This window comes from Kitasatospora sp. NPDC056800 (assembly GCF_042789775.1).
Classification (GTDB): domain Bacteria; phylum Actinomycetota; class Actinomycetes; order Streptomycetales; family Streptomycetaceae; genus Kitasatospora.
This window is the reverse complement of record NZ_JBHUAL010000160.1, coordinates 1-22715: the sequence shown is the minus strand read 5'-3', so window position 1 is coordinate 22715 and position 22715 is coordinate 1. Positions and strand designations below refer to the sequence as shown.

At 73.5% G+C, this 22715-nt stretch carries 15 protein-coding genes and 1 tRNA gene; 9 read left to right on the top strand and 7 right to left on the bottom strand.

The window, feature by feature from the left end:
* Positions 1-52: 52 nt before the first annotated feature.
* The 4 genes from ACFRQN_RS29055 to ACFRQN_RS29040 all read right to left on the bottom strand — a co-directional run bounded on the left by ACFRQN_RS29055 (position 53) and on the right by ACFRQN_RS29040 (position 5484).
* Positions 53-2224, bottom strand: coding sequence for an FUSC family protein (locus ACFRQN_RS29055; protein WP_074001958.1), 2172 nt, complete (start codon positions 2222-2224; stop codon positions 53-55).
* 9 nt (positions 2225-2233) lie between these two features.
* Positions 2234-3511: an HTTM domain-containing protein gene (locus ACFRQN_RS29050; protein WP_380743159.1), complete on the bottom strand. Its 1278-nt coding sequence runs from the start codon at positions 3509-3511 to the stop codon at positions 2234-2236.
* Positions 3508-4170 carry a DUF5819 family protein gene (locus ACFRQN_RS29045; protein ID WP_049660264.1) on the bottom strand — a complete coding sequence of 221 codons (663 nt, stop codon included), beginning with the start codon at positions 4168-4170 and terminating at the stop codon, positions 3508-3510. The genes ACFRQN_RS29050 and ACFRQN_RS29045 overlap by 4 nt, the downstream gene beginning before the upstream one ends.
* 93 nt (positions 4171-4263) lie before the next feature.
* Positions 4264-5484, bottom strand: a complete 1221-nt coding sequence (locus tag ACFRQN_RS29040) for a rhodanese-like domain-containing protein (RefSeq protein ID WP_380743158.1) — start codon at positions 5482-5484, stop codon at positions 4264-4266.
* Positions 5485-5699: 215 nt separating this feature from the next.
* On the opposite strand from ACFRQN_RS29040, the gene ACFRQN_RS29035 reads away from it, so the two are divergent.
* Positions 5700-8543: a SpoIIE family protein phosphatase gene (locus ACFRQN_RS29035; protein WP_241852818.1), complete on the top strand. Its 2844-nt coding sequence runs from the start codon at positions 5700-5702 to the stop codon at positions 8541-8543.
* Between the two features lie 82 nt (positions 8544-8625).
* Here the strand turns inward: ACFRQN_RS29035 and ACFRQN_RS29030 are convergent, their stop codons facing one another.
* Positions 8626-9426, bottom strand: coding sequence for a hypothetical protein (locus ACFRQN_RS29030; RefSeq protein WP_159028583.1), 801 nt, complete (start codon positions 9424-9426; stop codon positions 8626-8628).
* A gap of 169 nt (positions 9427-9595) precedes the next feature.
* Positions 9596-11425, bottom strand: coding sequence for a phosphatidylglycerol lysyltransferase domain-containing protein (locus tag ACFRQN_RS29025; RefSeq protein WP_375877680.1), 1830 nt, complete (start codon positions 11423-11425; stop codon positions 9596-9598).
* A gap of 341 nt (positions 11426-11766) precedes the next feature.
* Between ACFRQN_RS29025 and ACFRQN_RS29020 the strand changes: the two genes are divergently transcribed.
* Both ACFRQN_RS29020 and ACFRQN_RS29015 read left to right on the top strand, forming a co-directional pair.
* The gene (locus ACFRQN_RS29020; RefSeq protein ID WP_380662107.1) at positions 11767-12417 is read left to right on the top strand and encodes a response regulator; all 651 of its coding nucleotides are present in this window, start codon (positions 11767-11769) and stop codon (positions 12415-12417) included.
* Positions 12414-13559, top strand: coding sequence for a sensor histidine kinase (locus ACFRQN_RS29015; protein ID WP_380743154.1), 1146 nt, complete (start codon positions 12414-12416; stop codon positions 13557-13559). Before ACFRQN_RS29020 ends, ACFRQN_RS29015 begins: the two co-directional genes overlap by 4 nt.
* Before the next feature lie 84 nt (positions 13560-13643).
* On the opposite strand, the gene ACFRQN_RS29010 is transcribed toward ACFRQN_RS29015, so the two are convergent.
* Positions 13644-13727, bottom strand: a tRNA-Leu gene (locus ACFRQN_RS29010).
* 421 nt (positions 13728-14148) lie between these two features.
* Here ACFRQN_RS29010 and ACFRQN_RS29005 point away from each other — a divergent pair.
* From ACFRQN_RS29005 to pknB, 6 genes are all read left to right on the top strand, one after another.
* Complete coding sequence (locus tag ACFRQN_RS29005; RefSeq protein WP_380743152.1) at positions 14149-15024, top strand: FhaA domain-containing protein; 876 nt, start codon at positions 14149-14151, stop codon at positions 15022-15024.
* A 46-nt stretch (positions 15025-15070) separates the two neighbouring features.
* The gene (locus ACFRQN_RS29000; protein ID WP_074001953.1) at positions 15071-15616 is read left to right on the top strand and encodes an FHA domain-containing protein; all 546 of its coding nucleotides are present in this window, start codon (positions 15071-15073) and stop codon (positions 15614-15616) included.
* A gap of 53 nt (positions 15617-15669) precedes the next feature.
* On the top strand, positions 15670-17289 hold the full coding sequence (locus tag ACFRQN_RS28995; RefSeq protein WP_074001952.1) for a PP2C family serine/threonine-protein phosphatase: 1620 nt from the start codon (positions 15670-15672) through the stop codon (positions 17287-17289).
* A 133-nt stretch (positions 17290-17422) separates the two neighbouring features.
* Positions 17423-18826 carry an FtsW/RodA/SpoVE family cell cycle protein gene (locus ACFRQN_RS28990; RefSeq protein ID WP_074002167.1) on the top strand — a complete coding sequence of 468 codons (1404 nt, stop codon included), beginning with the start codon at positions 17423-17425 and terminating at the stop codon, positions 18824-18826.
* The gene (locus tag ACFRQN_RS28985; protein ID WP_380743150.1) at positions 18823-20280 is read left to right on the top strand and encodes a peptidoglycan D,D-transpeptidase FtsI family protein; all 1458 of its coding nucleotides are present in this window, start codon (positions 18823-18825) and stop codon (positions 20278-20280) included. The genes ACFRQN_RS28990 and ACFRQN_RS28985 overlap by 4 nt, the downstream gene beginning before the upstream one ends.
* 260 nt (positions 20281-20540) lie before the next feature.
* Positions 20541-22658: a Stk1 family PASTA domain-containing Ser/Thr kinase gene (pknB, locus tag ACFRQN_RS28980; protein WP_074001950.1), complete on the top strand. Its 2118-nt coding sequence runs from the start codon at positions 20541-20543 to the stop codon at positions 22656-22658.
* The last annotated feature ends 57 nt before the right edge of the window (positions 22659-22715 follow it).

Below are 22715 nucleotides of genomic sequence, written 5' to 3'. Positions count from 1 at the left end.
TCAGACTGCCAACGATCTGAACGCCCCACCTCCAGGGTTGGCAGTCTGAAAATCACCCAGCCCCCGGAGCGGCCACCCCCGGAGCCGCCCCCGGCCCCCCACCCTCCCGAGAGCCCTCCCCCACAGAAGACCCCCGCAGAGCCCGCTCCAAGTCCCGCAGAGCCTGCCCCACCAACCGAACCCCCGCCCGCACCACATCCCGCTGCACCCCCGCCGGCGCCCCCGCCAACCCCTCCTCCAACCGCGCCTGCGCATCCCGCACCGCCCCGAACTCCACCGCCTGCCCCGTCAGCAGCGCCGCCGCCGCGAGCGCCGTCGCCAGCCGCAGCTCCTCCGCGTACTCCCCGGTCCCCGGCACGGGCTCCGCGTCCGCCGCCGGCAGGTGGGCCTCCAGCAGGACGGCCGCCCGCCCGAGGGCCCCGACCGCCGCCCGGGCCCGGTCGATCTGGCGCCGGCTGACCCCGGCCAGTCCGGTCTCGTGCCGGCCCGGTTCGGCGTCGGCCCGCTGCATCGCCTGGATCAGTTCGGACCGCGCCTCCCGCGAGTCCAGCAGCGCGCTCCGCACGACCCGCCCGCGCGGCGCCGCCGGCTTCTCGTAGCAGGCGATCACCGCCCCCGCGTACCGTCCGGCGGCCGCCAGCCACTCGGCGAGCCGTTCGCCGAGCCGGGCGGTCTGCCAGGTCGGGAACAGCGCGTACGTGACGAGCGCGATCGACCCGCCGAGCAGGGTGAGCCCGACCCGTTCGAAGGCCGTCACCAGCGGGTTGCCCTCCTGCAGCCCGAGCAGGAACACCACGTACGTGGAGATCCCGACGGTGGTGAGCGCGTACCCGGTGCGGAACGCGAGGTACGCCCCGCCGATGCAGACCACCGCCAGCGCGGCCAGCACCCATTCCCCGGGGTGGAGCAGCTGCACCACGAGCGTCGAGACGGCGACTCCGACCACCGTCCCGGCCAGCCGGGCGACGCCCCGGCTGTAGGTCTGCGCGAAGTCCGGCCGCATCACCATCGCGGCGGTCATCGGCGCCCAGTACCCGTGGTGGAACCCGACGAGCCGGGCCAGCAGGTAGGCGACGGTGACCACCCCGGCGAGCCGGACGGCGTGCTGGAAGATCGCCGAGCGCGGGTGCAGCTGCCGCCGGACGGCCCGCGCCGCGACCGGCAGCATCCGGGCGATGGTGGGCTTGCGCAGCGCCCCGCCGGCCCCGACCACGGGCGTGGTGATGGTGTCCTCGTCGTTGCGGTCCAGGGTGTCCGCGGCCTTGCGCAGCAGCCCGCCGAGCCGCCGGGCGGAGCGCCGGGCCGCGCCCTGGAGCCGCGGCCCGTCGTCGGAGCCGACCAGGGTGAGCGAGGGCGCGGAGCGGGGGAGCCGGACCGGGTCGCCGGTGCGGATGGCCCGGGCGAGGGCGTCCATGACCTCGGCGGCGGCCGCCAGCACCTCCCGGGCCCGGTCCCGTTCGGGCCCTTCCTCGGGGGCGCCCACCTTGGGGTCGGCGAGTGCGGCGAGGGTGGGCCGGATGCGCTCGGCGATGCCGCGCAGGCCGCGCAGCTCGGGCGGCCGGTGGCGGTCCTGCCAGGGGGTGAGGGCGGCCGCGTGGCGGGCCGTCATGAACGGTTCCGGGTCCACGTGCGCGGTCGGGTCCTGCCGCAACCGCCGGGCGTAGTCGGCGAGTTCGGCGTAGGTGTCGGCGAGGGCCTGCCGCTGGGCGGTCCAGCTGCCGATCGGCCAGACGGTGATGACGGTGGCCTGGACGACCCCGCCGAGGGCGGCGACCAGCCCGTGGCTGAGCGCGGTGACGGTGCTGACGGGGAGCTGGACGACGATCAGCATCACCGAGACGGTGTTGGTGGCGACCACCCCGGCGGTGGGCCCGATCGCCCAGGCCAGCCCGGCGCCGAAGGCCCAGACCGCGAGCAGTACCGGGAACAGTCCGGGGACGCCGGCGGCCAGGTAGCCGAGGAAGGTGCTGATGCCGAGTCCGGCCCCGGCCGCGACGGCGAGGCTGGCCCGGGGCCGGAAGCTGCGCTGGAAGGTCGCCGAGCCGGCGATGAACGCGCCCATCGCGGCCGAGGTGGCGAGCGCGACCCCGCCGAGCGCGAGGGTCGGGAAGAGCACCAGCGCCACCGCGACCGCCCCGCGCACCGCCCGCTTGGGGTCGGTGAGCGCCCGGTCCAGGGTGAGCCCGGTCCGCGCGGTGTCACGAAGTGCGGCGAACCAGGACATAGCGCCATCCTAGGGCGTGATCTCCGGGGCCGGGCCCGACCTCCGGCGGAGCCGCGCCGCCACCCACAGCAGGGCCCCGGTCGGCAGGAAGACCGCGTCCGCCGCGATCATCGCGAGCGAGAACACCGGCAGCCCGAGCACCACCGCGATCCCCGCGTGCTCCAGCACCATGACGGCCAGCAGGACGTTCTTGACCCGCCGGTTGACCAGCGTGAACGGGAACGCCACCTGGAGGACCACGGTGCCGTACGAGACCAGGAAGACCGGCAGCAGCGCCGAGCCGACCAGCGCGGACAGTCCCGGCCAGGGGGCGAAGTAGTCCAGGTGCAGCGGGTAGTACAGCGCGGTGCCGTCCTGCCAGCGCGAGCCCTGCACCTTGTACCAGCCGGCCGTGGCGTAGATCAGCACCACCTCGACGGCGATCACCAGCATCGCGCAGTTGTGCACCATGGTCGCCAGTGCGTCGAGCACCGCCCGCGGCTCGCCGTCCGGCCGCAGCCGGCCGAGCGTCCACCAGAGCCCGGCCACCGCCCAGAGCCCCCAGAACAGCGGCGACCAGCCGAGGTACGGGAAGGCCCGGTCGGTCCAGGTCAGGGTGTCGCCCGCGAAGCCGCCGAACTGACAGGCCGCCAGGACGGCCCCGAGCACCGCCCAGAGCACCAGCCCGGTCCGCCCCGGCCGGGGCCTTCGGGCGTCCAGCGACCAGACCTCGGCGCAGCGGGTGAAGACCAGGTAGACCGCCATCAGGTGGACGACGTTGTCGCCGCCGTCGCCGAGGAAGACGTCGCGGTTCTGCAGGGACAGCACGGTGACCAGGAACAGCACGGTGCTCGCCCTGGTCCGCCAGCCCAGCAGCACGGCCAGGGCGGCCAGCACCGCCAGGTGGTAGACCAGCTCGAACCAGAGCCGCCCGCCGAACCAGGGCAGCACGGTGAGCGCCCCGTTGTCGGCCAGCAGCCGCTGGGCCAGCTCCGTCGACCAGGGGGACCGGTCGCCGTACAGCACCCGCCGGTGGGGCCACTCGCGCAGCAGGTAGGCCAGCCAGACCAGCCCGAAGCCGATCCGCACCACCGCGGCCTGGTGGCGGCCGAGCACCCGTCCGGTGAAGGCCTCCGCCGCCCGCCCGAGCGGCGCCCGCGGCCCGCGCGCCTGCCGCGCCTCCCGCACCGCACCGGGCTCCGCCGCCCGCCCGGCCCCGGCCTGCCGCGGCACACCGCCGGACGGCACCGCCGCACCCGGCGGCAGCGCCCCGTCGGGCCGGTCGGGCCGTACCGTCGCCTCGTTCATCCGAGCAGCCCCCGGTAGTCCTCGTCCGCCACCGGCCACCACGGCAGCTCCCGCACCCGGGGCGCCGCCGGCGCGGGCTCGCCGCTCCAGGACGGCGGCGGGACGGTGACCGCGGTCGAGCGGAACTGGATCTCCAGGACCCGTTCGCCGTCCGCCTCCCGGCCGATCCGCTGCAGGGCGATCCGCTTGAGGTACTGCTCGGCGAGCCGGCCGCGCGGGGAGGCCGGGCTCTCGTCCTGAGGGTTGTGCGTGCCGTCGTAGAAGTCCCAGGCCCGGCGCAGCAGGTTCTGGTCGACGTGGCTGGGCGCCGGGTTGCCCCGTATCGCGGCGATGTCCTGCGCGGTCAGCCCGATCCAGTCCCCGGTACGGGTGGCCCCGGCGGGCGCGGCGGTGCGGACCCGGGCGTCCACGCTCACGTTCTGCTGGAGCGGGTTGGGCGCGAACAGCTTCCAGTTCTGCTCGAACTCCGGGTACACCAGGCCGTCGACCTCGTCCCGGTACTGCCGGGACACCGAGTTGGCGGGCGCGACGTGCAGGAAGACCGCGGCGAGGAACAGCCCGGTGCCGCCGGCCAGCACCGCCCCGGCGAAGCCGAGGACCAGCTGCGCGGGCCTGGACCAGGCCCGTCCGGCAGCCGGCCGGTCCGTCGTCTCGGTCATGGCCTCCCCCGACCGGTCGGCGGGCACCGCCGGCCCGGTGCCGGCGCGCTCGCGCGCGCCCATCCTGCCCTAAGGGCCGTGGGGCGGGGGCCGTCAGAGGACGAAGGCCTCCTGGCCGGTGCTGCTCACCATCGGACGGCCCGCACCCTGCCAGGCGTACATCCCGCCGTCCACGTTCACGGCCTCCCGGCCCTGCTGCACCAGGTACTGGACGACCTGCGCGGAGCGGCCGCCGACCCGGCAGAGCACGTACAGCTTCTCGTCCGGCAGCTCGCCGAGCCGGGCGATCACCTCGCCGATCGGGATGTGCAGGGCGCCGTCCACGTGGCCGGCGTCCCACTCGTCCTGCTCGCGCACGTCCAGCAGGGCGGCGTCGGCGGGCACGGCGGCGGCGTCGGCGGAGGGGATCTGCGGGAACATCGTGTGGCTCTCCTGGGATTGGGGCGGGTGCGTGCCATTGTCGCCCACCGGCGCCGTGCCGTGGGCGCCGGAGGACGGGCCGTCCGCCGGGGCCGGGCCGCCGAGCAGCCGCGCCAGCTCGGCCTGCTGCCCGGCGGCCTTGGCCAGCAGCTCCTCGGCGAGCTGTTCCAGCAGCCGGTCCGGGTCCTGCGGGGCGAGGGCGAGCAGCTGCCCCATCGGGGTCTGCTCCAGCCGGACCTGCTCGGTGGCGGTCTCGGCGATCTTGGCGGTCAGCCAGTCCAGCCGGCGGCGCAGCCAGTCCGAGCGGTCGGGGGAGTCGACGGCGGGCGCGGCCTCCGGCGCGGTGGACCACTCGGCGGCCAGGGCCCCCAGCACGCCCGCGTCCCCGTACGCGTAGGCCTCGTTGACCCGGACCAGGAAGGCGGCCCGGCGCTGCTGCTCGCCCGGGTCGGTGGTCAGGTCGGGGTGGGCGCGGCGGACCAGCTCGCGGTAGATCCGCTGGGCCTCCTTGCCGGGCCGCACCCGCTCCGGCGCGGCGGGCGGCGGCGGGGCCGGCTCGCCGTCCTGGCCGGTCTGCTCCCGCACCGAGTCGAACAGCGCGTCCAGGTCGGGCAGTTCGTCGACCTGCCGGCGCGCCTCGGCGGCCCGGCGCAGGTCCTCCGGCAGGCCGGTGCGGGCCGCCACGGCCTCGGCGACCAGCGCGTCCAGCTCGTCCAGCCGGGCGTAGAGCGGGCCGAGCAGCTGGTGGTGGATCAGCGCGAAGTTGTCGATCTCGACCCGCAGCGTCTGGACGTCCACGTCCATGCTGAGCCAGGCCAGCTCGGCGGCGGCGACCCGCTCCTCCAGTGCCTGCTGCTCCGGGTCGGTCCAGCGGGCGGGGCTCTGCGCGCTCAACTTCTCGCCTCTGTCTCGTCCGGCCGGCGGCGTCCTGCGGACCACTCGTACGGGCGGTCCGGCCTGCCACCCTACCGCCGTGATCGCGGGCCCCGTCCGGGTGAACCGGGGGTACGGACCGGCGCGCGGCGCGCGACACGCAACCGATCCTGAGGAATCTCCCCGTTTCGGTGTCGAGCCCGGCCCGGTCCGTGCTTCGCTGGTATCCGCACAGCGTGCCTTCCTCCGGAGAGACGGCCGCCCCGGGCGCGGCGGCCAGGCGGGAGCAGAGCGAATCCATGGTGGCCGAGTCCAACTCCACACCGCGGCCGGCGGGCGACGGAACCGCGCCGGGCGACCACCCGACGGGGGTGGCCGCCCTGGTCCGGCTCGCCCCCGTCCTGGTCGACCGGTCCGGCCGGATCGCGCAGTGGGGGCGGGCCGCCGAGGAGCTCTTCGGCCACCGCGCCGACGTCGCCCACGACCGCCCGGCCTCCGGCCTGCTGCCCGCCCTGGAGTCGCGGGTGCTCGAACGCTGCTCCGTCCGCCGCCCCTGCGACGCGTTCGACACCCTCGCCGAGCGGACGGCCGACGGCCGCCCCTGGATCGGAAGGCTGACCGTCACCGACCGCGAGGAGCACCAGCGCGACGTGCTCTGGTGGGCGTACCCGCTGCCCGGCCCGGTCGGCGGGCTGCTGGCGCTGGCCGCCGACGCCCGCCCGCTGCGCGCCACCGGGCCGCGGCTCGCGCTCGGCGAGCGGCTGCTCCCCTTCGCCGCCGCGCCCGGCGTCCGGGGCGGCTTCCACGCCCTGGCCGCAGCGCTCACCCCGGCCGGCCTGCCGGTGCCCGAGCCGCTGGTCCGGCTGCTGCCCGCCGCCCACCGCGCGGCGCTGCTGGCCGCGCTGGAACGGGGCGGACTGCCCGCCCTGCGGCTGGACCCGGCCACCGTGCTGCCGGTGCTGCCCGCCGACGCCCAGACCGGCAGGGCGCAGGCGGCCGCCGGCCTCGGCCGCCGCTACCCGACGCCCCAGCAGCGGGTCGCCCGGGTCGGCCCGCCGCCGCAGCCCGAGCAGGGCGCGCCCGGCCGCCGTCCGCCCGGCCCGCTGCCCGTCCAGCGCGAGACCCCGGACCGCCCCGCCGCCCAGCCCGCGGCCCCCTCCGCCGTCCGGCCGGTGGCCGCCGTCGGCGGCGGCTCGGCGGGCGCCGGCCCGTCCGTCCCTCCCCCCGCCTCCGGCCGGGAGGTGCCCCCGCCCACCGCAGGAGCCGCAGCCATCGAGCACGCCACCGTCGAGCCGTCCGCCACCGGCCGTCCGCCGCTGCGCACCGACCAGGCCCCGCCCGCCACCGTCCCGGTCCCCGCCCCCGCGGGCGGCGAGGGCCCGACCGGCGGCCGGCTCGGCCCGTTCCTCACCAACGGGCAGGCCGGCGAGCAGTTGGCCCTGCTGAACGAGGTCGGCGGCAAGGTCGGCACCACGCTGGACCTCGGCTTCACCGCCCACGAGCTCTGCCAGGTGCTGGTCCCCCGGGTCGCCGACTTCGCCTGCGTGGACCTGGTGGACGGGCTGATCTCGGACTCCGAGCTGCCGGCCGCCCGCCCGGACGACGACACCATGCTGCGCCGGGTCGCCCTGGTCTACAACGAGACCGGCGGCGTCTGGGACCACGTGCTCTCTGAGGGCTCGCTGGTCAGCATGCCCCGCCGCACCCCGCCCGGGATGGCCCTGCAGCTGAACCAGCCGGTGCTGGTCCCGGTGGTCAGCCCGGACGTCGCGGTCGACTACGCGATCGCGCTCGGCGACGCCCGGCTGACCCCGGTGGTCACCGGCCGCTCGATGCTGGTCGTCCCGCTCTCCGCCCGCGGCACCGTGCTGGGCATCCTCAAGCTGCTCCGGCTGCCGGACCGCGCGCCCTTCGACGAGAGCGACGCCGCGACGCTCAAGGAGCTGGCCGTCCGCGCCGCGCTGTCGCTGGACAACGCCCGGCTGCACCGCGCCGAGGCCAGGGTCGCCACCACCCTGCAGCGCTCGATGATCCCGACCCGCCCGCCGCAGATCCCCGGCGTACAGATCGCCCACCGCTACCTGCCCGGCGACCCCAAGGCCGAGGTCGGCGGCGACTGGTTCGACGCCATCCAGCTGCCCGGCAGCCGGGTCGCCCTGGTGGTCGGCGACGTGATGGGCCACGGCATCCACTCGGCCGCCGCGATGGGCCGCTTCCGCACCGCGATGCAGACCCTCGCCGCCCTGGACCTGCCGCCCGGCCAGCTGCTGCGCCACCTGGACAACCTGGCCCACAAGCTCGGCGACGACCACCTCGCGACCTGCCTGTACGCGGTCTACGACCCGATCAACCGGACCTGCGAGCTGGCCAGCGCCGGCCACGTCCCGCCCGTCCTGGTGCACCCGGACGGCACCGGCGAGCTGCTGGAGATCCCGGCCGGCGCGCCGATCGGCGTCGGCGGGGTGCCGTTCGTCGCCAAGACCATCGACGTCTCGGACGGCTCGATGCTGGTGCTCTGCACCGACGGCCTGGTCGAGGTCCGGGGCGGGGACATAGGAGCGGGCCTGGCCGCGCTCTGCGGCAACCTGATCGACCCCCGGCAGAGCCCCGAGCAGGCCTGCGACGTGGTGCTGCGCCGACTGCACTCGGACGACCGCAAGGACGACGTCGCCCTGCTGGTGGCCCGCTTCGACGGGGTCGCCCCGTCCGAGGTGGCCACCTGGGACCTCACCGTGGACCACCGCGAGGTCGGCCGGGCCCGCTCGCTGGTCCGCGAGCAGCTGGCCGGCTGGCACCTGGAGGCGCTCAGCGACACCACCGAGCTGCTGGTCAGCGAGCTGGTGACGAACGCCGTCCGGGTCGCCCGGGACACCGTGAAGCTCCAGCTGATCCGGGTGGACAAACTGCTGGTCGAGGTCAGCGACGACAACCACAACCTGCCCTCGCTGGAGCCGGCCGAGCAGCTCGGCGAGACCGGCCGCGGCCTCACCCTGGTCACCAAGCTCGCCGAGCGCTGGGGCACCGCCCGCAAGGCGGTGGGCAAGGTCGTCTGGTTCGAGCTCCCGCTCCCGCACGCCTGACGGCCGCGCCGACGGGCCCCGGACACCGAACGGCCGCGTACGGGCACCCGTACGCGGCCGGCTTGAGCGCGGTCGGCGCCCGTCAGGGGATGACGGCCCCCGCCGAGGTGCGCCGCCGGGCCTCCACCGCGACCTCCCGCGAGGCGGCCGCGGCCACCGAGGCGGCGGCGCCGACCCCGGCCAGCACCCGCGGCCAGAAGTCCCCGAAGACCTCGACCGAGACGGCGATCAGCAGCGCGGTGATCACCGCGACCACGTGCTCCAGACCGGCCAGGTTCGGCAGCACGACCGCCTCGCCGATCATCACCGCCACCACCAGGCCGGCGGTGAGCCAGGCCCGGCAGCGGAACGCGATGCAGATCGCCAGCGCCACCACTGCGGCCGAGGGCCCGGTGTCCCGCACGTAGGCGACCCACTTCGGGAAGCCGAACAGGTGGTGCGGCCCGATCGCCACGCCGACCCGGGCGAACAGCGTGCCCGCCAGGGTGCAGGTGTAGGCGACCACCAGGGTCATCCGCCGGCCGAGCACGATCTCGGCGATCGAGAAGACCACGAACACCTGGGCCAGCGCCCCCCAGACCGGAAGGTCCAGCGCCGGCACGTACAGGGAGAGCGGGGTCCGCAGCAGCGAGACGTCCAGCGGCAGCGCCGCCCGCACCACCCCGATGTTGTTCACGAAGCGCTCGCCGCCCGGCAGGTGCTGGACGACGCTGAACAGCAGGATCAGAAACGTCGCGACGGTGGCCAGGGGAACGGCGGCGAACTTCTTTCGCACCACCGCGTCCCGGACCGTCGCGAACAGCGTTCCCCACTCGGCGACAGCGGCCGCTCCGGCGATTGCCAGCGGCCCCTTTCGCACGCCCCCCGCGTGGGTCCTGTGCATCACAACAGTTTCTCCGAATCCCCGAACGCTCTACTACTCCAACATTAGAAGCCAGTTAACAAAGCCACATCGGCACGGATGGGGAGTCGGGTCATCCTCTGGGGGGAGGCAATCCCCCCATCAGCCCCCCAATTCGACCGGCCGGTCCCCTCCGCCCCCCGACGGAGGGCTACCCCTTCCCGTCCCGGGCCGCCACCGGGACCCGCGGCGCCACCACGGCGGCCCGGGCGTGCCGGCGGCGGAACAGGGCGGGCAGGCTCGGCGCGACGATGAAACCCTCGGCGCGCGCGCTCGCGATACCGATCCGCGGAATCTCGCTGCTCTTCTCGAAGAGCAGGTAACGCGGTTCCCAGATCGGGCGGTACTTGGCATTGGCGCGGTACAGCGACTCGATCTGCCACCAGCGCGAGAAGAATCCCAGGATCGAGCGCCACAGCCGCAGCACCGGGCCGGCGCCGAGGCGCGAACCGCGCTCGAAGACGGAACGGAACATCGCGAAGTTCAGCGACACCCGCTTCAGCCCGACCTCGTCGGCGCGCTGCAGCAGCTCGATGACCATGAACTCCATCAGGCCGTTCTCGGTGTCCCGGGCCCGGCGCATCAGGTCCAGCGAGAGCCCGTCCGGGCCCCACGGCACGAAGCTCAGCAGCGCCTTGAGCTCGCCGTCCCCGTCGTGGCACTCCAGCATCACGCAGCGGCCGTCGCCCGGGTCGCCGAGCCGGCCGAGCGCCATCGAGAAGCCGCGCTCGGTCGCCCCGTCGCGCCACTCGTCGGCCTTGGCCACCAGCTCGGCCATCTCCGCCTCGGAGATGTCCTCGTGCCGGCGGATCCGCACCGTGTACCCGGCCCGCTTGACCCGGTTGTAGGCCTGCCGGACCACCCGCATCGCGCGGCCGTCCAGCGAGAACTCGTCCAGCTCGACGATCGCCTCGTCGCCCAGCTCCAGCGCGTCCAGCCCGTGCCGGGCGTAGATCACCCCGGCCTCCTCGGAGGCGCCCATCACGGCCGGCGCCCAGGCGTGCTCGCGGGCCTCGGACAGCCAGGCGTCGATCGCGCCCGGCCAGGCCTCCGGGTCCCCGATCGGGTCGCCCGAGGCGAGCGAGACGCCGCCGATGACCCGGTAGGTGACCGCCGCCTTGCCGCTGGGGGAGAAGACCACCGCCTTGTCCCGGCGCAGCGCGAAGTAGCCGAGCGAGTCCCGCTCGCCCTGCTTGTCCAGCAGGCCGCGCAGCCTGGCCTCGTCCTCGGCGGTGAGCAGCTCCTTGCCGCGCGGGCTGCGGAAGGCGACGTACAGCACCAGCATGAAGAGCACCGCGCCCATCGCGTTGATCGCGGCGTTCACCCAGGTCGGCGCGGCGATCACCGAGCGCAGGTGCTCGGTCGGGGTGATCGTGATCATCCGGCCGACCGAGTACCGGAACAGGTCCCAGAAGCCGGCGCCGGAGAGCTCGTTGGTCATCCAGACCAGCAGCGCCCCGACCCCGCCGCCGAACGCCAGCCCGCCGACGAAGGTGGCCGCCGCGGTCTTCGGGTTGGAGCTGTCGCCCTTGGACGTGAACTCCTTCCGCCCGACCAGCAGCGCCAGGACGAACAGGCAGGTCAGGACGGTGGAGAAGTAGTTGAGCGGGTGCCTGTTGAAGCGCTCGTCCGGCACCAGCATGAACGCCAGGTAGAGCAGCGCGAAGAGACCGCCGAGCGCCGTGTTGAAGATCCACGCGGCCCGCTTGCGCCGCCGCATCGCGATCGCGAGGAAGACCGACAGCACCGCGCTGGCCAGCCCGGAGGTCATCAGGTACGGGGTGAAGTACTCACCCTCGTTGTGCTCGCTGACCTGGTTCCGGAAGGGCACCAGCAGGACCGTCGCCACGTTCAGCAGCGCGATCAGCCGCAGGTACCAGACGGAGGCCGCGGCGGCCCTCGGACGCCAGCGACCGGGCTCGTCGACGGGCCGGGGCCCGGGGGACGTGGCGGACGGCTCCGACTTCACAGTGGACGACACAGCTCAATTCCAAACGATCAGATGGTGGGGCGCATCCGCGAACGGCCCGGCGCCGGGCGCCCGCTCGGGCCCGACGGACTGACCGGCGACCTCGCCCGGCCGACCGCCCGAAATGGAGAAGCGGCCGGAAAAGAGTCAGCCAACTCCATGTTTCCCCACCCAGCCTGAGAATTGCGTGAACCGGGTAGCGGATTCCCACCCCCGCCGAACGGCGGGGGTGAGCGCCCGCCGCACGTTCGGCACCCCGCCCCGCCTACCCCTACCCTCGAAACGACCCACGCGGACCGCCCCGACCCGGCCGCCCGAACCGAGGAGGCACCATCACCACCACCCGCGTGCTGATCGTCGACGACGAGATCCTGGTCCGCTCCGGCCTGGGGCTGATCGTCGGCTCCGCCCCCGACCTGGAGGTGGTCGGCGACTGCTCCGGCGGGCAGGCCGAGGAGCACGTCCAGCGGCTGCGCCCGCACGTGGTGCTGCTCGACATCCGGATGCCCGACCTCGACGGCATCTCGGTGCTGCGCCGCCTGCGCGCCCTGCCCGACCCGCCCGCCGTGGCGATGCTCACCACCTTCGACACCGACGAGTACATCGGCACCGCGCTGCGGGCCGGCGCGGCCGGCTTCCTGCTCAAGGACACCGCCCCCGACCAGCTGGTGCACGCCGTCCGGGTGCTCGCGGCCGGCGGCAACATCCTCTCCCCGACCGTCACCCGCACCGTGATCGGCGGCTACGTGGACGGCGGCGGCCCGGACGCCGAGGCCACCGCGCTCGCCCGCACCCTCACCGGCCGCGAGCTGGACGTGCTCTCGCTGCTCGGCGAGGGCCTGTCCAACGCCGAGATCGCCGACCGGCTGTTCCTCGGCACCGGCACGGTCAAGGACCACATCAGCGCGATCCTCGGCAAACTCGGCGCCGCCAACCGGGTCCAGGCCGCCGTCCTGGCCCACCGGGCCGGTCTGGTCCGGCCCAAGCCCGGCGACGGGGCATGACGACCGCCGACCAACTGCCGTCCCGACGGCTGCCGGCCTGGTGCACCGCCCCCTGGCTGATGCTGCTGCTGCCCGTCCTGTACGGCCTGCTGGACGCCGCCCTGGTGGCCCGGGAGGCCGCCTGGTGGCAGGTGGCGCTGTCCACGCTGGCCGCCGTCGCCCTGTTCTGGCGCCGCCGCTTCCCGGTGGTGGCACTGCTCCTCACCATGCCGGGCAGCTGGGTGGACGAGATCTGGCTGGCCCCGATCACGGCCGTCTACTCGGTGGCCGCCGAGCGCCCCCGCCCCCGGGTCGTGATCCCCTGCGGCGTCCTGTTCGCGCTGGTCGAGTTCTTCCACTGGCCGCTGCCCCAGGACGTCCTCGACCTCAGCCGCGCCACCGCGCTGGACGCCATCCAGGCCGTGATGCTGGCGGCCGGCCCGGCCGCCACCGGTCTGCTCGCCCGCACCCGGCGGGAGCTGGCCGCCCGGCTGGACGAGCTGACCCGCGGCCAGGAGCGGGAGAGCCGGCTGCTGGCCGAGCGGGTGCTGATCAGCGAGCGCGGCCGGCTGGCCCGGGAGATGCACGACGTGGTCTCGCACCAGGTCAGCCTGATCAGCATCCAGGCGGGCGCGCTCCAGGTGAGCAGCCCCGACCCGGCCGCGGTGACCGCCGCCCGCACCATCCGCGAACTGTCCGTACGGACCCTGGACGAGCTGCGGCAGATGGTCGGGGTGCTGCGCGGCACCGGCGGGCTGCCGGACGCCCCGCTCGCCCCGCAGCCCCGGCTGGCCGACCTGCCCCGGCTGATCGAGCAGAGCGGCCTGGCCGCGGACACCGAGCTGGTCCCCGGCGACCGCCCGTGGCCGGAGGCGGTCGAGCGGGCCGCCTACCGCACCGTCCAGGAGGCGCTCACCAACATCACCAAGTACGCCCCGGAGGCGGCGGTGCACGTCCGGGTCCGGGCGAAGGGCCGCCGGCTGCGCGTCGAGGTCCGCAACGAGGCCCCGCCGGTGCGTCCGGCCGAGACCCTGCCGGGCGGCGGCCACGGCCTGGTCGGCCTGCGCGAGCGCGCCCAGCTGCTGGGCGGCACCCTCACCGCCGGGCCGACCGCGGACGGCGGCTTCGAGGTCCGCGCCGAACTCCCGGCCAGCCGCGGCTGATCCCGCCCGCCCCCGAAATCCACGCCACCGGGGAGCGGACGACAAAAAAGCCCCGCAGATCCGTAGATCTGCGGGGCTTCGCTGTGCGCGAGGGGGGAGTTGAACCCCCACGCCCTTTCGGGCACTGGAACCTGAATCCAGCGCGTCTGCCTATTCCGCCACCCGCGCATGGGTGTTGTCCTCGTTGCCGACCGGTCTTCCGAACCACTCGGTACCATCGGTACTTCGCGCTTCCTGGACCGGCCTCCCTTTCGGGCGGCCCTTCCGACGTGGAAAACATTAGCACGACCTGGGGGGCTGCTCCGAATCCGTTGTCCGGGGAGGCCCACGGCACCCGAACCGATGCCCGACGCACGCCCGTGCGACTGCCGGAAGGGTGCTCCGACGGGCACACCTGGCGTGCCGTACCCGACATGCGTCACCCTGTGTGTCCGAGCCCACCCCCGGGCACCACACGGTCCGGGAACCGTACGGAAGGGCCCGGCGTGGATACGATCAGTACGGAAGTACCGCAAGTAGGAGGCGCGACCGGGTCCCGGGCGGGATCCGGCCGGCAGGCAGGCGAACGAACCCTGGAAGGGGGTGCCCCATGGGAGTGCTGAAGAAGTTCGAGCAGCGGCTCGAGGGTCTCGTCAACGGCACCTTCGCCAAGGTGTTCAAGTCCGAGGTCCAGCCCGTGGAGATCGCCGGAGCGCTGCAGCGCGAGTGCGACAACAACGCGAGCATCTGGAACCGCGACCGCACCGTCGTGCCGAACGACTTCATCGTCGAGCTGAGCCCGCACGACCACGAGCGGCTGAGCCCCTACTCCGGGCAGCTCGGCACCGAACTGGCCGGCATGGTCCGCGAGTACGCGGAGGCCCAGCGGTACACCTTCATGGGCCCGCTCCAGGTGAACCTGGAGAAGGCCGACGACCTGGACACCGGGCTGTACCGGGTGCGCAGCCGCACCCTCGCCGCCGAGGAGCCCCCGCAGCAGCAGCAGCAGCAGTACGCGCCGCCGCAGCCCGGCTACGACCGTGCGCCGGCCGCCCCGGCCCCCGGCGCACCGTGGCAGCAGCCCGGCGCCGGCCAGTACAACGCGCCCCCGCCGCCGGCCGCGCCCCCCGCGATGCCCCCCGGTCAGCCGGCGCCCGCGGGCGGCAACGTCCGGGCGTTCCCCGGCGCGGGCCACGGCGGCGCCGGGACGCGCCGCTGGATCGAGGTGAACGGCGCCCGCCACCAGATCACCGGCTCGGCCTGCGTGCTCGGCCGCTCGACCGAGGCGGACGTGCGGATCGACGACCCCGGGGTCTCCCGCAAGCACGCCGAGATCCGGCCCGGCACCCCTTCGATGGTGCTCGACCTGGGGTCCACCAACGGCATCGTGGTGGACGGACAGCACACCCAGCGCGCTACGCTCCGCGACGGCTCGCGAATCGTCGTGGGCTCCACCACCATCGTCTACCGGCAGGTCGAAGGGTAGTGTCCGAATTGTTCGCGCGCCTCGCTCACCGACTGGCGGGACGGTCATGTCAGAACTGACCCTCACGGTCATGCGGCTGGGCTTCCTGGCCGTGTTGTGGCTGTTCGTCATCGTCGCGATCCAGGTGATCCGCAGCGACCTGTTCGGCACCAAGGTGAACCCGCGCTCCTCCCGTCGGGGCGCGAGCGCCACGACCGGCGGCGGCGCGGCCACCTCGACCGCCGCACGCGCCGCGGCGCCGACCCAGGCCGGCCCCGCGGCGGCCCAGACCCAGGGCGGCGGCGGGCGCCGCCGCGGCGGTCCGACCCAGCTCGTCGTGGTGCAGGGCTCGCTGGCCGGCACCACGGTGGCGCTCCAGGGCCAGACCATCACGCTCGGCCGCGCGCACGACTCCACCATCGTGCTGGACGACGACTACGCGTCCTCCCGGCATGCCAGGATCTATCCGGATCAGACTGGGCAGTGGACGGTCGAGGATCTAGGCTCCACCAACGGCACCTATCTGGACCGGCAGCGCCTGACCGCGCCCACTCCGCTCCAGCCGGGCATGCCGATCCGTATCGGCAGGACCGTCATCGAACTGCGGAAGTAGTAGCGCATGAGGGACAGCATCCCGTCCATGACCCAGAGGGGGGCACAGGTCGCATGACCCTGGTGCTGCGCTTCGCCGCCGGCTCCCACAAGGGACTGATCCGGGAGGGGAACGAGGACTCCGGCTACGCCGGGCCGCGGCTGCTGGCCGTGGCCGACGGCATGGGCGGCGCCGCGGCCGGCGAGGTCGCTTCCTCCGAGGTGCTCGGCTCGATCGTCCGGCTGGACGAGGACGTGCCCGGCCCCGACCTGCTGACCCTGCTGGGCGACGCCGTCCAGGGCGCCAACGACCGGCTCCGGCAGATGGTCGAGGAGGACCCGCAGCTGGAGGGCATGGGCTGCACGCTCACCGCCATGCTGTGGACGGGCCAGCGGATGGGCATGGTGCACGTCGGCGACTCCCGCGCCTACCTGCTGCGCGACGGTTCCCTGGTGCAGATCACCCAGGACCACACCTGGGTGCAGCGCCTGGTCGACGAGGGCCGGATCACGCCCGAGGAGGCCGAGACCCACCCGCAGCGCTCGCTGCTGATGCGGGCGCTGGACGGCCGCGGCCAGGTCGAGCCCGACCTGTCGATCCGCGAGGTCCGGGCCGGCGACCGCTACCTGATCTGCTCCGACGGCCTCTCCGGCCCGGTCAGCCACCAGACCCTCCAGGACACCCTCGGCAGCTACTACGCGCCCGAGCAGACCGTGCAGGAGCTGATCCAGCTCGCGCTGCGCGGCGGCGGTCCGGACAACATCACCTGCATCGTGGCGGACGTCATCGACGTCGGCGCCACGGACACCATGAGCGGCCAGTTCAACGACGTCCCGGTGGTGGTCGGCGCGGTCGCCGACGCCCCGCCATCCTCGGCCGCCGCCGACCGCTCGATCGCGGACACCCCGGCCGGCCGCGCCGCCGGCCTCGGCCGCGGCCCGCAGGGCGCCTTCGGCCCGGCCGAGGGCTACGCGGAGGGCTTCGGCCCCGCGCAGAACGGTTTCGGTCCCGCCGAGGGCTACGAGGGCGAGTACGGCCCCGGCTCCGGCGAGCCCTCGGTGTACGGCACCGAGGACTTCGACGAGGAGCGGCCCTCGAGGCGCAAGCGCAAGGGCCTGACGGTCTCGCTGGCCGCCCTTGTCACGCTGGGCCTGCTCGGCGGCGCCGGCTACTTCGGCTACCAGTGGACCCAGGACCAGTACTACGTCGGCACCCAGGACGACCACGTCGCGATCTACCAGGGCATCAACCAGAACCTGGCCGGGGTGAGCCTGTCCTCGGTGCACTCCTCGTACAGCAGGATCCAGCTGAAGTGGCTGCCCGAGGACCAGCAGGTCCACGTGAAGAAGACCATCTCGGTCGGCAGCATGAAGGACGCCCAGTCGACGGTCAACGAGCTCGACGGCTGGGTCCAGCTCTGCCAGAAGGCCGCCAAGGCGACCGCCCCGGCCGTACCGCCCGCCACCCAGGCGACGCAGGCCGCGTACCTGGCCAGCACGCCCACCCCGACCGAGAAGAACCGCGGGCCGGCCGCCACCACGCCGACCACCGCGCCCCCGGCCTCGCCGACCGCCCCGACGGCACCCGCCCCGGCGCCGAACGCGACCCCTCCGGCCACCGGCGCGCAGGGCGACCAGGCCCCCCCACTGACCGAAGAGGAACTCAGCCGGGCCAACTCCTGCCCGAAGCAGTGACGTCCGTGATCCGACATAGGACCGCCCCGAGCGGGTTTGCCGGCCGTCAGGGAGCGGTCACCACGTGAGCAGCTACGACCTGAGCCAGGAAACCACCCGGTCCGGCCGACGCCGGGCGGCGGCCGAACGCACGATCCCCCGTCGGCGGGGCAACACCACGATCTCCCCGCAGGAGGCGCCGAACCGGCGCAACACCGAGCTGGCCCTGCTGGTCTTCGCGGTGCTGCTGCCGGTCCTCGCGTACGCCAACGTCGGCCTCGCGATGGACGCCAAGCTGCCCGCGGGCATGCTCGGCTACGGGCTCGGCATGGGCGCCCTGGCACTGGTCGCGCACCTGCTGGTGCGCCGCTTCGCGCCGTACGCGGACCCGCTGATGCTGCCGATCGCCACCCTGCTCAACGGCCTCGGGGTGGTGATGATCTGGCGGCTGGACAAGGCGGGAAAGCTGCTCCGGGGCAACTACCCGGCGGCCGAGAACCAGCTGATGTGGTCGGCCCTCGGGATCGCCGGCTTCATCGGGGTGATGGTGCTGCTGAAGGACCACCGGGTGCTCCAGCGCTACACCTACATCTCGATGGTGGTGGCCCTGGTCCTGCTCGCGGCGCCGGCCTTCTTCCCGTCCCGGGCGGAGGACTTCGGCGCCAAGATCTGGATCCGGATGGGCAGCTTCTCCATCCAGCCGGGCGAGTTCGCCAAGATCGTCCTGACCGTGTTCTTCGCCGGCTACCTGATGGTCAAGCGGGACGCCCTGGCGCTGGCCAGCCGCCGGTTCATGGGCCTGTACCTGCCGCGCGGCCGCGACCTCGGCCCGATCATCGTGATCTGGCTGCTCAGCCTGCTGATCCTGATCTTCGAGAACGACCTGGGCACGTCCTTCCTGTTCTTCGGCCTGTTCGTGGTGATGCTCTACGTCGCCACCGAGCGGACCAGCTGGATCCTGTTCGGCCTGCTGATGTCGGTCGGCGGCGCGGTCGCGGTCGCCTCGACCGCGAGCCACGTGAAGGTCCGCATCGACGCCTGGCTCGACCCGATGGCCGCCTTCGGCGCCAACCCGCCGAAGGGCGCCACCGAGCAGATCGGCCAGTCGCTGATGGCGCTCGGCTCCGGCGGGGTCACCGGCTCCGGCCTGGGCCAGGGCCGCTCCTGGCTGATCGCCTTCGCCGCCAAGAGCGACTTCATCCTGGGCTCGTTCGGCGAGGAGCTCGGGCTGACCGGCCTGATGGCGATCTTCCTGCTGTACGCCCTGCTGGTGCAGCGCGGCCTGCGCACCGCGCTCGCCGCCCGCGACCCGTTCGGCAAGCTGTTCGCCGTCGGCCTCTCCTCGGCGATGGCGATCCAGGTGTTCGTCGTGGCCGGCGGTGTCACCGGGCTGATCCCGCTCACCGGTATGACCATGCCGTTCCTCGCGCAGGGCGGTTCGTCCGTGGTCGCCAACTGGGCGCTGGTCGCGATCCTGCTGAAGATCAGCGACAGCGCCCGCCGACCGGGGGCCGAACCGGCCCCGGCCACCGAGGGCCAGGAGGGACCAGCCCGATGAACAAGCCGATCCGCCGGGTATCGATCTTCTGCCTCGTCCTGATCCTGGCCCTGATGGTGCGCACCAACTGGGTGCAGGGCGTCCAGGCCGAGTCCTGGGCCACCAACAAGAACAACAAGCGCCAGCTGTACGACCGGTACGCCCACCCGCGCGGCAACATCATCGTCAGCGGCCAGCCGGTCACGAAGTCCGACTTCGTCAACGGCCTGCGCTACAAGTACAAGCGGTCCTGGGTCGACGGCCCGATGTACGCCCCGGTGACCGGCTACTCCTCCCAGGCCTACGGCTCCAGCCAGCTGGAGAACCTGGAGGACGGCATCCTCTCCGGCACCGACGACCGGCTGTTCTTCCGCAACACCCTGGACATGCTGACGGGCGAGCAGAAGCGCGGCGGCGACGTCGTCACCACCATCAACGCCAAGGTGCAGAAGGCCGCCTTCGACGCGATGGGCAACAAGAAGGGCGCGGTGGTCGCGCTCGACCCGAAGACCGGCGCGATCCTGGGCCTGGTCTCCACCCCGTCCTACGACCCGGGCACCTTCGCCGGCGGCGAGACGGCCGACCAGAACGCCTGGAAGGCCCTCGACGCGGACCCGAACAAGCCGACGCTCAACCGGGCGCTGAAGGAGACCTATCCGCCCGGCTCGACCTTCAAGCTGGTCACCGCGACCGCGGCGTTCGAGAACGGCCGCTACCAGAGCATCGACGACGCCACGGACACCCCGGAGCCGTACGTCCTGCCCGGCACGACCACCCAGCTGAAGAACGAGAGCCCGAACGAGCGCTGCGAGAACGCCACGATCAAGTCCGGGATGGACCAGTCCTGCAACACGGTCTTCGCCAAGATGGGCGCGGACCTGGGCAAGGAGCGGATGCGGGCGCAGGCCGAGAAGTTCGGCTTCAACAGCACGATCGACACCCCGGTCCGCTCCGAGAAGAGCGTCTTCCCGGACAGCTCGAGCCCGGACGGCACCGCCCAGGACTCGATCGGCCAGCACGACACCCGCGCCACCCCGCTCCAGATGGCCATGGTCTCCGCCGCGATCGCCAACAACGGCAGCCTGATGCAGCCGTACCTGGTCGACCAGGAGCGCTCGGCCACGCTGACCACCGTCTCCAAGCACACCGAGAAGCAGTTCTCCCAGGCGATGAGCCCGGCCACCGCGCAGAAGATGCAGGACCTGATGGTCTCGGTGGTCGAGAACGGCACCGGCACCAACGCCAAGATCCCCGGCCTGCAGGTCGGTGGCAAGACCGGCACCGCGCAGCACGGCGAGGACAACGCCGGGCTCCCGTTCGCCTGGTTCACCTCCTGGGCGAAGACCCCGGACGGCCAGTCGGTCGCGGTCGCGGTGGTGGTCGAGGACGGCTCCCAGAACCGCGACGGCATCAGCGGCGGCCGCCTCGCCGCCCCGATCGCCAAGGCGGTGATGCAGGCCGCACTCGGCAAGTAGGAGCGCGGGTCCGGGGTGAGGGGAATGTCACGATGGGCAGCCCCGTCCGGATACCGGTCTGGTATCGGCCGACGGCTGACTCCGGTCCGCTGCGGTCCGACCGGTAGCGTATCCGCCAGCAGCGGGTGTGCCCGTTGCCGCCCGCGAGGCACCGCACGGCCCGGCCGGAGAACCGGTCGCGGACCGCGCGGCGTCACCCAGAGCGTGCGGGGACACCTACGTCACAACCTCACCGGCGGGTGAGGGAGAGGGTCGGAACTATGGAAGAGCCTCGTCGCCTCGGCGGCAGGTACGAGCTCGGCGGCGTCCTCGGACGCGGCGGCATGGCCGAGGTGTACCTCGCCCATGACACCCGACTCGGCCGCTCCGTCGCTGTGAAGACGCTCCGGGCCGACATGGCCCGGGATCCGTCGTTCCAGGCCCGGTTCCGCCGCGAGGCGCAGTCGGCGGCGTCCCTGAACCACCCCGCCATCGTCGCCGTGTACGACACCGGCGAGGACTACATCGACGGCATCTCCATCCCGTACATCGTGATGGAGTACGTCGAGGGGTCCACGCTGCGCGAGCTGCTGCACTCCGGCCGCCGGCTGCTGCCCGAGCGGGCGCTGGAGATGACCATCGGCATCCTCCAGGCCTTGGAGTACTCGCACCGGGCCGGCATCGTGCACCGCGACATCAAGCCGGCCAACGTGATGCTGACCCGGCAGGGCAACGTCAAGGTCATGGACTTCGGCATCGCCCGTGCGATGGGTGACGCCGGGATGACCATGACGCAGACCTCGGCCGTCATCGGCACCGCCCAGTACCTCTCCCCCGAGCAGGCCAAGGGCGAGCAGGTCGACGCCCGCTCCGACCTCTACTCCACCGGCTGCCTGCTCTACGAGCTGCTGACCGTGCGCCCGCCGTTCGTCGGCGACTCGCCCGTCGCGGTGGCCTACCAGCACGTCCGGGAGGAGCCGCAGCCGCCGTCGGTCTTCGACCCCGAGGTGCGCCCCGAGGTCGACGCGATCGTGCTGAAGGCGCTCGCCAAGGACCGCGACTACCGCTACCAGAGCGCCGACGAGATGCGCGACGACATCGAGCGCTTCCTCGACGGCCTGCCGGTGGCCGCCGCCCAGCAGGCCGCGTACGGCATGGGCCCGGGCGGCTACGGCTACGACCAGAACGGCTACCCGCAGCAGCACGACCCGTACGGCCAGACCAACGTGCTGCCGCAGCAGCCCGGCGGCCCGACCACCGTCCTGCCGCAGGCCTCCGGGCAGCCCGGCTACGGGCAGCAGGGCGGCTACCAGGACGACGGCTACGGCCAGACCTACGCCGGCCAGGCGGGCGGCAACGACGGCTACGACGACGGCTACGGCCGCGGCGGGGGCCGACGGGGCGAGGACCCGCCGAAGAAGAGCAACACCTCCTGGATCGTGCTGGCGGTGGCCGCCGTGCTGGTCCTGGTCGGCACCTTCTTCGTCGCCCAGGCGATGTTCGCCGACAAGGGCACCAAGGAGACCGCGAAGGTCACCGCGCCGAACCTGGTCGGCAAGACCCTGGCGGAGGCCAAGACGGCCGCCGCCGCGGCCGGTGCCAAGCTCGTGGTGACCGAGGGCGACAAGATCGCCTGCCCGGACACCAACATCAAGAAGGACCAGGTCTGCACCCAGACCCCGCAGTCCGGCACCCAGGTCGCCGAGACCTCCACCATCACGGTGCAGGTCTCCTCGGGCCCGGCCAAGGCGCAGGTCCCCGGTGTGGTCGGCAAGCCCAAGGACCAGGCCACCAAGGCGCTCGCCGACCTCGGCTTCACCAACGTGACCACCGAGTACAAGGACGACGACACCGCCGCGCAGGACACCGTCACCGCCCAGGACCCGGCGCCCAACGCGGCCGTCGACCCGAGCGCCCCGATCAAGCTGACCGTGTCGCAGGGCAAGGCCAAGGTGACCGTCCCGAACGTGGCCGGGGCCCAGAAGGAGGACGCGCAGGCGACCCTCCAGGGCCTCGGCTTCCAGGTGGACGTCTCGAAGACCGCCCCGGCCCCCGACCCGAGCAAGGTCAACACCGTCGCCTCGCAGTCGATCCCGGCCAACACCAAGGCCCCGGCCAACAGCAAGATCTCGCTGACGATCTTCAAGGCGCAGGACAAGCCCCAGGTCCCGCCGCTGGCGAACGTCAAGCTGGGCGCCGCCGCCGACCAGCTGAAGGCGCTCGGCCTGACCTACGTCGTGGTCAGCGGTCCCCCGGACCCGAACGCGACGATCCTCCAGAGCAACCCGCCGGCCGGCACCCAGGTCGACCCGAACACCCAGATCCAGCTGTACACCAAGGCGGCCGAGCCCCCGAAAGGGAGCGACCCCACCACCACACCCCCCAAAGGGGACCACTAGGCCTCCGGTATTCCCCTGGTTCGGCTGAGCCGGGGAACGAGCAGCACGGAGCACGCC